The 11,936-nt window shown below is 73.6% G+C and carries 13 protein-coding genes; 9 read left to right on the top strand and 4 right to left on the bottom strand.

Features of this window, described 5'->3' with window-relative positions:
* Positions 1-35: 35 nt before the first annotated feature.
* The 4 genes from ACQPW6_RS36275 (at position 36) to ACQPW6_RS36260 (ending at position 3,597) form a co-directional block, all read left to right on the top strand.
* Positions 36-713 (top strand): uracil-DNA glycosylase, encoded by a 678-nt coding sequence (locus ACQPW6_RS36275; protein WP_433893976.1) that lies wholly within the window; start codon positions 36-38, stop codon positions 711-713.
* Between the two features lie 26 nt (positions 714-739).
* Positions 740-1,591, top strand: a complete 852-nt coding sequence (locus ACQPW6_RS36270; protein ID WP_433893975.1) for a phospholipid scramblase-related protein — start codon at positions 740-742, stop codon at positions 1,589-1,591.
* Between the two features lie 3 nt (positions 1,592-1,594).
* Entirely contained in the window at positions 1,595-2,620 is a 1,026-nt protein-coding gene (locus ACQPW6_RS36265) for an N-acetylglucosamine kinase (protein WP_433893974.1), read from the top strand.
* Between the two features lie 98 nt (positions 2,621-2,718).
* Positions 2,719-3,597 carry a sirohydrochlorin chelatase gene (locus tag ACQPW6_RS36260; protein WP_433893973.1) on the top strand — a complete coding sequence of 293 codons (879 nt, stop codon included), beginning with the start codon at positions 2,719-2,721 and terminating at the stop codon, positions 3,595-3,597.
* Between the two features lie 146 nt (positions 3,598-3,743).
* Here ACQPW6_RS36260 and ACQPW6_RS36255 read toward each other — a convergent pair whose 3' ends face one another.
* On the bottom strand, positions 3,744-4,781 hold the full coding sequence (locus ACQPW6_RS36255) for a lactonase family protein (RefSeq protein WP_433893972.1): 1,038 nt from the start codon (positions 4,779-4,781) through the stop codon (positions 3,744-3,746).
* Between the two features lie 217 nt (positions 4,782-4,998).
* Between ACQPW6_RS36255 and ACQPW6_RS36250 the strand changes: the two genes are divergently transcribed.
* A complete protein-coding gene (locus tag ACQPW6_RS36250; RefSeq protein ID WP_433893971.1) occupies positions 4,999-5,499 on the top strand; it encodes an Lrp/AsnC family transcriptional regulator in 501 nt (166 codons plus the stop codon).
* On the opposite strand, the gene ACQPW6_RS36245 is transcribed toward ACQPW6_RS36250, so the two are convergent.
* Together ACQPW6_RS36245 and ACQPW6_RS36240 are read right to left on the bottom strand one after the other, a co-directional pair.
* Positions 5,496-6,116: a DJ-1/PfpI family protein gene (locus ACQPW6_RS36245; protein ID WP_433893970.1), complete on the bottom strand. Its 621-nt coding sequence runs from the start codon at positions 6,114-6,116 to the stop codon at positions 5,496-5,498. The genes ACQPW6_RS36250 and ACQPW6_RS36245 overlap by 4 nt on opposite strands.
* Positions 6,117-6,252: 136 nt before the next feature.
* Positions 6,253-7,251, bottom strand: a complete 999-nt coding sequence (locus ACQPW6_RS36240) for a GlxA family transcriptional regulator (RefSeq protein WP_433893969.1) — start codon at positions 7,249-7,251, stop codon at positions 6,253-6,255.
* Between the two features lie 291 nt (positions 7,252-7,542).
* Here ACQPW6_RS36240 and ACQPW6_RS36235 point away from each other — a divergent pair, with 291 nt between their 5' ends.
* The 3 genes from ACQPW6_RS36235 to ACQPW6_RS36225 are packed head-to-tail and all read left to right on the top strand — an operon-like array spanning position 7,543 to position 9,494.
* Positions 7,543-7,965, top strand: a complete 423-nt coding sequence (locus ACQPW6_RS36235) for a hypothetical protein (RefSeq protein ID WP_433893968.1) — start codon at positions 7,543-7,545, stop codon at positions 7,963-7,965.
* A 10-nt stretch (positions 7,966-7,975) separates the two neighbouring features.
* On the top strand, positions 7,976-8,617 hold the full coding sequence (locus tag ACQPW6_RS36230; RefSeq protein WP_433893967.1) for a cell wall protein: 642 nt from the start codon (positions 7,976-7,978) through the stop codon (positions 8,615-8,617).
* A gap of 13 nt (positions 8,618-8,630) precedes the next feature.
* Complete coding sequence (locus ACQPW6_RS36225) at positions 8,631-9,494, top strand: MauE/DoxX family redox-associated membrane protein (protein ID WP_433893966.1); 864 nt, start codon at positions 8,631-8,633, stop codon at positions 9,492-9,494.
* Positions 9,495-9,705: 211 nt separating this feature from the next.
* Here the strand turns inward: ACQPW6_RS36225 and ligD are convergent, their stop codons facing one another.
* Entirely contained in the window at positions 9,706-10,731 is a 1,026-nt protein-coding gene (gene ligD, locus ACQPW6_RS36220) for a non-homologous end-joining DNA ligase (RefSeq protein WP_433893965.1), read from the bottom strand.
* Between the two features lie 122 nt (positions 10,732-10,853).
* Here ligD and ACQPW6_RS36215 point away from each other — a divergent pair, with 122 nt between their 5' ends.
* Positions 10,854-11,915 carry an ATP-dependent DNA ligase gene (locus tag ACQPW6_RS36215; protein ID WP_433893964.1) on the top strand — a complete coding sequence of 354 codons (1,062 nt, stop codon included), beginning with the start codon at positions 10,854-10,856 and terminating at the stop codon, positions 11,913-11,915.
* Positions 11,916-11,936: the final 21 nt, after the last annotated feature.

The raw sequence follows: 11,936 nt of genomic DNA, 5'->3' as shown, positions 1-11,936 counted from the left end.
ACGGCACGGCTGTTGAGCCAGTAGAGTGACGGATCGTGACAGCACGACCATTGCACGAGATCGTCGAGGCGGGCTGGGCGAAGGCGCTCGAACCCGTGGCGGGCCGGATCGCGGCCATGGGGGACTTCCTCCGGGCCGAGGTCGCGGCGGGCAGAACGTACCTGCCGTCGGGGGCGAACGTGCTGCGCGCGTTCCAGCAGCCCTTCGACGACGTGCGGGTGCTGATCGTCGGCCAGGACCCGTACCCGACCCCTGGCCACGCGGTCGGCCTGAGCTTCGCGGTGGCCCCCGACGTACGGCCGCTGCCCGGCAGCCTGGAGAACATCTACCGGGAGCTGGGCAGCGACCTCGGGGTGCCGCGGCCGTCCAACGGCGACCTCACCCCGTGGACCGGCCAGGGCGTGCTGCTGCTGAACAGGGCGCTGACCACCGCGCCCCGGCGTCCCGCCGCGCACCGCGGCAAGGGCTGGGAAGAGGTCACCGAGCAGGCGATCAGGGCGCTGGCCGGCCGCGGCCGGCCGCTGGTCTCGATCCTGTGGGGCCGGGACGCCCGCAACCTGCGGCCGCTGCTGGGCGAGCTGCCCGCGATCGAGTCCTCGCACCCCTCCCCCATGTCGGCCGACCGCGGCTTCTTCGGTTCCCGGCCGTTCAGCCGGGCCAACGACCTGCTGGCGCGGCAGGGCGCGGAGCCGGTGAACTGGCAGCTCCCCTGAGCGGAACTTGCCGGTACGCTGCCCGGGTGACCACGCATTCGAATACCCCGGCGGGCTGGTATGCCGACCCGCAAGGCACTCCGAACCTGCTCAGGTACTGGGACGGCACCAACTGGACCGAGCACACCAACCCCGGTCAGGTGCCGCAGGGGCAGCTGCCCAAGCAGCAGCAAGGCGGCAGCGCCTGGGAGCTGAACGTCAGCCGGCCGCCCGAGCCGGCCCAGGTGCAGCGCCAGGTGCAGCAGCAGGCCGGTGTGGCCCCGACCTCGTTCGGCGGCGGCAGCCTGTTCAGCGAACCGGTCCTGGTGGTGAACCAGAAGGCCAAGCTCATCGAGCTGGTCAACGAGTACAGCGTCTTCGACCAGAACGGCAACACGCTGGGCTCGGTCGTGGAGATCGGCCAGAGCACCGCGAAGAAGGTGCTGCGGTTCGTCTCCAGCGTGGACCAGTTCCTGACCCACAAGCTGGAGGTCAGGGACGCGCACGGGCAGCCGCAGCTGGTGCTGACCCGGCCGGCGAAGTTCGTGAAGTCCAAGGTGCTGGTGCACCGCGCCAACGGCGAGCCGCTGGGCGAGATCGTGCAGCAGAACGCGTTCGGCAAGATCAAGTTCGCGTTCATGTACAACGGCCAGCAGATCGGTGCGATCAAGGCCGAGAACTGGCGGGCGTGGAACTTCGCGATCGTCGACCACACCGAGACCGAGATCGCCAGGATCACCAAGACCTGGGAGGGCCTGGCGAAGACCATGTTCACCACGGCCGACAACTACGTCCTGCAGATCCACCGGCCGCTGGTCGATCCGCTGCTGAGCATGGTCGTCGCCTCGGCGCTCACCGTTGACACCGCGCTCAAGCAGGACTCGCGCGGGCTTGGCTGATCCGTGCCGCCCGCACCTCCGCCCCGCGCCTCCGCCTCCTCTTCCTCCCCCGTCCCCGCCGGCACCGACTGGGTGCTGGGGGTCGACTCCGGCGGCTCCGGCGTACGGGTGGCGATCTGCCGCGCCGACGGCTCGGCGGCCTCTCCGGTCGCCGTGTCGGCGCGGCCCGCGCTGATCGGTGAGCGCGGCATCGACGCGGCGAGCCTGCTCGGCCTCGCGCTGCCGCTGGCGCGCGACCTGATGGTGGCGGCCGGCGCTGATTCGATCGGCGCCGCCTGCGTCGGCGCGGCCGGCATGGCCACCCTCGGCGACGACCTGCGGGCGGTACTGCCCGCCGCGCTCGCCGACGGCCTGGGCGTGCGCGCCCTGGCACTGGCCGGTGACGCGGTGACGGCGTACGCGGGCGCGCTCGGCCTGCGCCCCGGCGTCGTGGTGGCCGCGGGCACCGGCATGATCGCGCTGGGCACCGGCGCTGACGGCACCGGCTGGCGGCGGGCGGACGGCTGGGGCCATCTGCTCGGCGACGCGGGCGGCGGCTCCTGGATCGGCCAGGCGGGCCTCGACGCGGCGATGCGCGCGCACGACGGCCGGGCGGGCGGTTCCGCGGCTCTGCTGGCCCGCGCGCGGGAACGGTTCGGGGAGATGGAGATGCTGCCGGGCCTGCTCTATCCGCGGGCCGACCGGCCGGCCGTGCTGGCGTCGTTCGCGCCCGAGGTGGCGCGCTGCGCCGAGGCCGACCCGGTGGCGTCGGAGATCCTGCGCAGGGCCGCCACGCACATCCTGGAGTCGGCCGCCGCGGTACGGCCGGGGCCCGGCGCGGTCGACGTGGCGCTGACCGGCGGGCTGTTCAAGATGGGCGAGCCGCTGCTCGGGCCGCTCCGGGACCAGGCCGAGTGGCTGCTGCCGGACGCCGAACTGGTGCCGGCCGCGGGCAGCCCGCTGGACGGGGCGCTGCTCATCGCGGGCGCGGTGCGGCGCGACGACCTCCCGCTGCCGACCGATCCGGCACTGCTACGGATCGTCCGGTGACCCAAGGTGAAACCTGAACCGGACAGTTCCGGACAGGTCTGTCACAGCTCGTACCCACTTCGACATCACGCCACCGCCAGGCGTTAGCATTCGTCGCCATGAGCACTGCCACAGGGCCCGCCTCCGGTCTCCCCGTTCGTATGCCGCGTCCGCGCCAGACCGGGCGCCACCGCCGGCCGGAAGCGCTCGCCGCGCCTGAGGGCGCGCCGGTGCTGCTTCTCGCCGTTCCCGGCACGCCGTCCTCCGCCACGCTGAGCCTGGCCGAGGAGGTCGTGAGCATCGCCCGCTCCGAGCTGTCCGGGCTCGATCCGCGGATCGGCTTCGTCGACAGCGAGGACCCGGAGTTCCCCAGCCTTCGCACGGTGCTCGACCAGATCGCCGGTGAGCGGTCGGGCGAGGAGACGGCGGCCGTGGTGGTGCCGCTGCTGGCCGGCCCCGAGGCGTCGGTGCTGCGCAGGATCCGGCAGGCCATCGCCGACAGCAAGGCGCAGGTGGAGCTGACCGACGTGCTCGGCCCGCACCCGCTGCTCGCCGAGGCGGTGCACGTACGGCTCTCCGAGGCCGGTCTGGCGCGCGCCGACCGGGCCCGGCTGTTCACGGTCGCCACGGCGGCCGACGGCATCATCCTGGCCACCGTCGGCGGCGAGGAGGCGGCCCAGGCCGCGGGCGTGACAGGGCTGCTGCTGGCCGCGCGGCTGGCGGTGCCGGTGCTCGCCGCGGCCCTCGACGAGGACGGTGCGATCGGCAGGGCCGCCGAGCAGCTGCGCTCCTCCGGCTCCGGCACGCTGGCGCTCGCCCCGTACCTGATCGGCCCGGAGATCGCCCCGCAGCTGCTGCACACCGCGGCGGCCGAGGCGGGCTGCTCGGGCGCCGACGCGCTCGGCCCGTACCCGGCGGTCGGCAAGCTGGTGGTCACGCACTACGCGGCGGCGCTGGGCATCGCGCCGGAGCAGCCGCAGGGCGCTCCCGCGCACTGAGGCGCCCAGAGGTCGAAACGCTCAGAACGCCGAAGCGGCGGGCGGTCCCTGTACGGGGGACCGCCCGCCGCTTCGGCGTTCCGGCCGGTGCTGCCGGCTTGCTCGGCCAGCCGGTCAGCGGGTCAGCGGGTCAGAAAGTCGGCTGATCAGAGGAACAGCACGCAGGACGCCGCCGGGGCCGGCAGCGATCCGGACTGCTTGGGGATGCCGGTGCCGGGATCGACCTCGAACCAGGTGACGTCGCCGGAGCGCTCGTTGGAGGCGTAGAGCCGGCGCCCCGACGGGTCCAGGGTCAGATGGCGCGGCCAGTCGCCGCCGCAGTCGACGGTGTCGACCAGTTCCACCTGCTCCCCCGTCTCGTCGATGGAGAGCACCGCGATGCTGTTGTGGCCTCGGTTGGCCACCCAGACGAACCGCCCGTCGGGCGCGACGACCAGCTCCGACGGGTAGTTCTCGCCCTGGACGCCGTCCGGTAGCACGCGGGTGCCGCCGAGCGGGCGCAGGCTGCCGATCTCGGGGTCCCAGCGGCAGACGGTCAGCACGGAGTCGAGTTCGTTGATCACGTAGGCGTGGCCGCCGTCGGGGTGGAACGCCAGGTGCCGCGGGCCGATGCCCGAGCGCAGGCCCAGCTCCCGTTCGATCTCCAGCTCGCCGGTGGCGGCGTCCAGCTCGCAGACCCGTACCGAGTCGGTGCCCAGGTCGACGCTGACCGCCCAGCGGCCGGTGGGGTCGGAGAGCACGGCGTGCGCGTGCGGGCCCTCCTGGCGCCCCTTGTTCGGGCCGTCGCCCTCGTGCTCCAGCACCGAGCGCACCTCGCCGAGCGAGCCGTCCGGCCGGATGGCCAGCACGCTGACGCCGCCGGAGCCGTAGTCGGCGGTCAGCAGGTGGCCCTGGTGGACCGCGAGGTGGGTGGGCGAGGCGCCGCGGACCGGCACCGGGGCGCCGAGCAGCCGCGGGGCGGCGGGGTCGGCCAGCGAGAACGCTGCGGCGGCGCCTTCCGGCTCCGTCTCGCTGACGGTGTACAGCGTGCGCCGGTCCTCCGACAGCGCGAGGAACGACGGGTTGGGCACCTCGGCGGTCTCCCCGAGCGCCGTGAGCGCTCCCGATCCGGGATCGACGGCCGCGGCGACCAGCCCGCGACCACCCGCCGACGTGAACGACCCGATGTAAGCGTGCCCGGTCACTGCCGTACCTCTTCCGCCTGTTTTCTGTACGGCGGCCGAGAGTAGTACCTGACGCGCCCGGCGTCGCCCCCGGGTCCCCGTGCGGGTGGCGCCGGGGCCGCTATATGCCCGGCGCATGGACGGCTGGCATGCCGGTGGCTTGAACTGATCGTTCCCGCCCGAACCGTCAGTACGGTGATCAAACCATCTCACCGATACCGAAGGGGGCCCGCCGCCCATGGCCGTCGATGCTCTGGACGCCCGCATCCTGCGGCTGCTGCTGGAACAGCCGCGGACCAGCGTCCGTGAGTACGCCCGCATCCTCGGCGTGGCCCGCGGCACGCTCCAGGCCAGGCTGGAGCGGCTGGAACGGGACGGTGTGACCACCGCCGCAGGACCCCGGGTCTCGCCGGCCGCCCTCGGCCACCCGGTACTGGCCTTCGTCCGGCTGGAGGTCACCCAGGGGCGGCTCGACGAGGTCGCCGCGGCGCTCGCCGCCGTCCCCGAGGTCGTCGAGGCGTACTCCATCACCGGCGGCTGCGATCTGGCCAGCCGGGTGGTGGCGCCGGACAACGCCCGCCTGGAGGACATCGTCCAGCGCCTCGGCCGGCTGCCCGGCGTGCTCAGGACCACCACCGAGATAGCGCTGCGCGAGCGGGTCCCGCACCGCGTGCTGCCGCTGGTGGAGTCGGTCGGCCGCGGCGCGGCGGCCCAGGACCGGAAGCGGCCCGGCGCCTAGCGGGCCGCCTTGAGGTAGTCCTTGGCGGCCTGCGGCGCCTTGGCGAACGAGCCCGCGTCGAACGGCGGCTGCGGGTCGTACTCGATGGCCAGCTGGAACGCCTCGGCCGCCACCCGGCCGGCGATCAGGTCGGCCAGCCGCAGCGCCATGTCGATGCCGGAGGAGACCCCGGCCGCGGTGACGATCTTGCCCTGCGTGACCACCCGCTCCGCGGTGTACGTGGCGCCGTAGGACTCCAGCAGGTCCACGGCGCTCCAGTGCGTGGTCGCCGACAGGCCCTTGAGCAGCCCGGCCGCGCCGAGCAGCAGCGATCCGGTGCACACCGAGGTGGTCCACCGGGTGCCCGCGTCGATCCGGCGGATCCAGTCGAGCAGCGCCTCGTCCGCCAGGCCCCGCCGGGCCCCGGGGCCGCCGGGGACGACCAGGACGTCGGCGGTCTCGACCTCGGTGAAGGCCGCGGTGGCGGTCAGCGTGAGCAGGCCCGCGCCGTCGGTGACCGGTCCTGGGGTACGGGCGGCGAAGACGACGTCCGCCTCGGGCAGCATCCGCAGCACCTCGTAGGGGCCGACGGCGTCCAGTGCGGTGAAGCCGTCGAAGATCGGGAAGACGATGCGCATGGCATCCGGCCTTTCGGTTCGGTGGAACGTGGGTGGAGTGGGACGCGTGTGATGTTCGGGCGCGGCTGAAGGGCGGCGCGGTGTGTGGTGGGGCGCGGGTGAAGGGGTGCGGTGAAGGGGTGCGTGGCGGCGCCGGTCAGCCGGCTGCCTCCGGTACGGCGGCCGGCGCCCGGTGGCCCGAGAAGCGCCTGCGGTACTCGCCCGGAGTGATCCGGACGCTCCGCTTGAAGCTGCGGTGCAGGGTCTCCGCGGTGCCGAAGCCGCACTGCCGGGCGACCGCCTCCACGGTGGTGGCGGTGGACTCCAGCAGCCGGCGGGCGGCCTCGATCCGGGCGCTCTCCACGTAGGCGGCGGGGGTACTGCCGGTCTCGGCGCGGAAGACCCGGGTGAAGTTGCGCTCGCTCATCCCGGCGCGGAAGGCCAGCGCCGGCACGCCGAGGTCCCCGCCGAGGTGGTCGGCGATCCAGTCCTGGACCTCGCGCAGCGGTGACCTGGACGGCCGCCGGGCGGCCAGCTGGGTGCTGAACTGGGCCTGGCCGCCCGGCCGCTGGACGAACATCACCAGGTGCCTGGCGATCGTCCTGGCGGCCTCGGGCCCGAGGTCGTCCTCGACCATGGCGAGCGCGAGGTCGATCCCGGCGGTGACGCCCGCCGAGGTCCAGATGTCACCGTCCCTGACGAAGATCGGGTCGGGGTCCACGGTGGTGCCGGGGAAGATGCGGGCCAGCTCGTCGCAGCGCGACCAGTGGGTGACCGCGCGCCGCCCTTCGAGCAGTCCCGCCGCGCCGAGCAGGAAGGCGCCGCTGCACACCGAGGCGGTGCGCCGGGCGCGCCGGGACGTCCGTGCGAACCACTCCACGAACGCGGTGTCCTCGCATGCCCGGTGGACGCCCCCGCCGCCGACGGCGATGAGCGTGTCCACCGGTCCCGCGACCTCGTCGGCGGTCAGGGTCGGCGAGACGACGATGCCGCCGCCGCTCGCGATCGGCCCGGGGGCCGCCGCCACCGTGTCCACCGTCCAGCCGTCGCCCTCCGGCGCGAGCCGGCCGGCCCCCACGAAGACCTCGTGCGGTCCGGCCAGGTCGAGGATCTGGAAGCCGGGGAAGACGGCGAAGACGACGCGTCGGGTGGTCATGCGTCCATCGTCGGCCGGTGCGGAGGATGGCGGCAAGGACAGTCCTATGACGATTTCAGCCATGCCGGCCATGTCACTCCCGTCCCTCCACGCCCTCTGGCGGACGCGCGTAGAAACGCGCATCATGGCGGTGTTCCCGCGGCCGGTCCGGCATCCGGACGGTCCGCTCTAATTGTCATGCACACGTAACATCGCGAACCGCCCCCACCCGCCACGGCACCACCCCCACGGCGCCGTGTCGGTCATTGTCATGCGCAGGTCACAAGACCGCGCGAGTGAAAGGGATTCGAGATGGCTTGTGGAACGACCAGCCTCTGGGCGGGTGAGACGACCTGGTTCTGCTGCGGCGGCGGCTGGGGCCCCTGCGGCAGCGCCGGCACCGGCGCGTGCGGCACCTGCCAGTCCAACGCGCACCAGGCCGCGTGGCCGAACGCCTCGGCCGCCTGCTTCGACATCACCAGGCCCGACCTGTGCGGCGAGAGCATCGCGCGGCGCGGCTGCGGCTCGGTGATGAACGTCAAGCACCAGTGCTCCGGCGCCACGGTGTGCGTGACCGTGGCCGACTGCGGGCCGCGCACCAAGAGCTTCTGCGGCGAGTCGGCCTGCTGCGGCGGCGCCTGCCGCACCAACCGGGTCATCGACCTGACTCCGTCGGCCTTCTCGGCGATCGGGAACCTCAGCTCCGGCAAGCTGCCCGTCTACATCTACGAGTGAGGGGGACGCCATGAGCACCAGGAACGGCGGCGAAGGCCGCGGGCAGGATCAGGGGCTCGGCCGCAGGCGGTTCCTCACCACCGCGGCGATCGGCGGCGCCACCATCGTCGGGGCGACCGCGCTCGGCGGGATCGACGCGGACGCGGCGTTCGCGGCGCCGTCGCCGTCACTGGATCCGGCGATCTCCACATCGGCCTTCGCCGAGGGGCGGATCACCGCGATCAACGGCAGCGTGCTCGAGGTGGCCGGGTCGTACGGCGACCAGCACCTGATCCAGCTGACCAACGCGACCAGCGTGTGGAAGCTGCGGCCCACCACCGCGGACGCGATCCGGGTCGGCGACGGGCTGTACGCGCGCGGGGTGGACATGCCGGACGGCACGGTCGCGGCCGACGCGGTGTGGGTCAACATCGTCAACCTGCACTGCACGATCCGCGGCATCGCCAAGGACCGGCTGCACATGACGCACGGCGATCACGACCACGCCGTGGTCGGCCGGATCGTCGCCGAGACGACCACCGCATCGTATCTGGGCGGCGCGCTCACCTCGGACCTGTCGCGGGTGCGGATCGGGCAGGCGGCGCAGATCCTCGGCGCCTGGCGGCCCGAGGACGACTCGATCGACATCGCCCGCGTGACCGTCGGCCACTGAGGAGGTTCTTGCGATGATCTTCCTGGACCTCGCCCCGCTGGTCGTCGGCGCGCTGCTGGCGCTGACGGGCGCGGCGAAGCTCTTCGGCCGGCGGACGGCGCAACTGGCCGCCAACACCGTGCTGGTGCGGGTGCTCAACGACGGGCGCCGGGCCACGCTGGCGCTGCGGACCGTGGGCGGCGCCGAACTGGTGGTGGCGGCGGGTCTGCTGGCCGCGCCGACCACCGTCGTACCGGGCGTCGCCGCGGCGCTGCTCGGGGCCGGTTTCACCGGCTACCTCGGCTACGCCAAGGCCACCGCGCCGGAGTCGTCCTGCGGGTGCAGTGCGCGTTCCGAGGGGCCGATCGGGGCGGCCGCCTTCGCGCGGGCCGGCCTGGTGCTGGCCGGCGGCACGGCGGGCGCGGGCGCGGACACCGCGTGGTGGTCGCGGCTCGCCGACCGGCCGGCGATGTCCGGGGCCTTCGTCCTGGTGGCCGGGGCGGTGCTGGTCACGCTGTCGGTGGGCGCGGACCGGCTCTGGCTGCTGCCGCTGCGCACCCTGCGGCTGCGGGTGTTCGGCAGCCCGCTGCCCGCGTCCGGCGAGCGGGTGCCGGTGGCGGCGTCGGTGGAACTGCTGGAGCACTCCCTCGCCTGGCAGGCGGCGGCGCCGATCGTCCGCTCCGCGCTGCTCGACTCGTGGGACGACGAGGGGTGGCGGGTGCTGCGCTTCACGGGCGTCTACGCCGACGCCTCGCGCGGTCCCCGCCCGGTCAACGTCCTGTTCGCGCTGGACCGCGACGCGACCCTCGACACGGCCTCCCGCCCGGCGGTCCGCGTCTCCGTGATCGACGACCACACCGAGGAGATCCTCCCGATCCACCTCATGGCCCCCGCATAGGCCCCGGGGGCGTGCCCCGAAGGGGCGCGGGGAACTGCGCGAGCAACCAACCGCCGGCCGGTGGCCGGGAAACCACAGAACCAGCCCCTTCGGGCCGGTGGTGACGTGCAGCACGGTCGTGGCTGATCGCGCCCACGCGGCGGAGCCGCAGATCAGACACAGCCCCGCGCCCCTGACGGGGCGTCCTCCGACGCACAGCGCACGTGCGCCGCTACGTGTCAGCCGGGCCGGACGGCCGCTTCGCCCGGCTGGGCTGCACGCGTTTCGGCTCGCCCTTCACCTTCGGGTGGTCCGGCGGGTAGGGCAGGTCGCCCAGGCCGTGCTCGCGTTCGTCGCGGTCGGCGAGTTCGAGGGCCGCGTCCAGCCGGAAGGCGTGCTCGTCCATGTCCGCGTGCAGGTCGCCGATGTCGGCGAAACGCGCCGGCATCGTCGTCACGTCGAAGTCCTCCGGGACCGCGTCCGGCACCTCGTCCCAGGTCAGCGGCGCGGAGACCGGCGCGTGCGGGAAGGGTCGCACCGAATAGGCGCTGGCGATCGTCCGGTCCCTCGCCGTCTGGTTGTAGTCCACGAAGATCTTCTGGCCGCGCTCCTCCTTCCACCAGGCCGTGGTGATCCGGTCGGGCGCCCGCCGCTCCAGCTCGCGGGCGACGGCGATGGCCGCCCGCCGCACCTGGGTGAAGGTCCACTCGGGCGCGATCGGCACGAAGACGTGCAGCCCGCGCCCCCCGGAGGTCTTCGGCCACCCGGTCAGGTCCAGCTCCTTGAGCACCTCGCGCAGCTCCAGCGCGGCCCGCACCGCGTCGGCGTACTCCGTTCCCGGCTGCGGGTCGAGGTCGATCCGCAGCTCGTCGGGATGGTCGGTGTCGGCCCTGCGCACCGGCCACGGGTGGAAGGTGAACGTGCCGAGGTTCGCCGCCCACACCACCGCGGCGGCCTCGGTGGGGCAGATCTCGTCGGCGTACCGCCCGCTGGGGAACGCGATCCGGCCGGTCGGGATCCACTCCGGCAGGTTCTTGGGTGCCCGCTTCTGGAAGAACGACTCGCCCTCCACGCCGTCCACGTACCGTTCGAGCGTGGTCGGCCGGTCCCGCAGCGCGCGCAGGATGCCGTCACCGACGCTCACGTAGTAGTTCACGATGTCGGCCTTGGTCAGACCGCGCTGCGGGAAGTAGACCTTGTCGGGGTTGGAGACTTTGACCTGTCGCTCGCCCACCGTCAGTTCAAGCGTCTTCGCCATGCCGTACACGCTAGGCCCCGGCGGCCCCGGATGCCCGTCGGCAGGCGCGGGAAGTCCGGGAATTCCGGGCCGGCCGGGGCGGCGGCGGGACGCGGGGCGGCCGGGAGTCGCACAATCGCTGTATGGACCTTCCGGTGATGCCTCCCGTCAAGCCGATGCTGGCCAAGAGCGCCGCGGCCATTCCCGCGGGCATGCAGTACGAGGCCAAGTGGGACGGCTTCCGGGCGATCGTGTTCCGCGACGGCGACGAGGTCGAGCTCGGCAGCCGCTCCGGCAAGCCGCTGACCCGGTACTTCCCCGAACTGGTCGGCGCGCTGCGCGAGCAGGTGCCGCCGCGCTGCGTGCTGGACGGCGAGATCGTGATCGCCAGGGACGGGCGGCTGGACTTCGACGCCCTGCTGGAGCGGATCCACCCGGCCGACTCGCGGGTGCGCCACCTGGCCGAGGTGACCCCGGCCGGCTTCGTGGCGTTCGACCTGCTCGCGCTCGGCGACGAGTCGGTGATGGAGCAGCCGCTCAGCAAGCGCCGCCAGGCCCTGGTGAAGGCGCTGCGGGACGCGCAGCCGCCGGTGTTCACCGCGCCGGTGACCGAGGATCTGGACCTGGCCCAGGACTGGTTCCAGCGCTTCGAGGGCGCGGGCCTCGACGGCATCGTGGCCAAGCGGCTGGACCAGCCGTACGCGCCGGGCGACCGCACCATGATCAAGGTGAAGCACGAGCGCACCGCCGACTGCGTGCTCGCCGGGCTGCGGCTGCACAAGAGCGGCCCGGTGGTCGGCTCGCTGCTGCTCGGCCTGTACGACGCCGAGGGCATGCTCCAGCACGTCGGGGTCTGCGCCTCGTTCCCGATGGCCCGGCGGGCCGCGCTGATGACCGAACTCGAGCCGCTGCGGATGGAGTCGGTGGAGGGCCACCCCTGGGAGGCGTGGACCAGCGAGGAGGCGCAGTCCGCTGACCGGCTGCCCGGCGGCCCGAGCCGGTGGACCGGCAAGAAGGACCTGTCGTGGATCCCGCTGCGCCCCGAGCGGGTGATCGAGGTGGCGTACGACCACATGCAGGCGGACCGGTTCCGGCACACCGCGCAGTTCCGCCGCTGGCGCACCGACCGCGAGCCGGCGGAGTGCACGTACGCGCAGTTGGAGGAGCCGGTGAGCTACGACCTGACGGAGATGCTCGGCTCGTAGGCCGGGCGGACGGCGAGGCCG

Origin of the sequence: Streptomyces sp. CA-111067 (assembly GCF_050956065.1) — a bacterium.
Lineage (GTDB): Bacteria > Actinomycetota > Actinomycetes > Streptomycetales > Streptomycetaceae > Actinacidiphila.
Note: the sequence above shows the minus strand (reverse complement) of the source record. Positions and strands in the feature narration are given on the sequence as shown.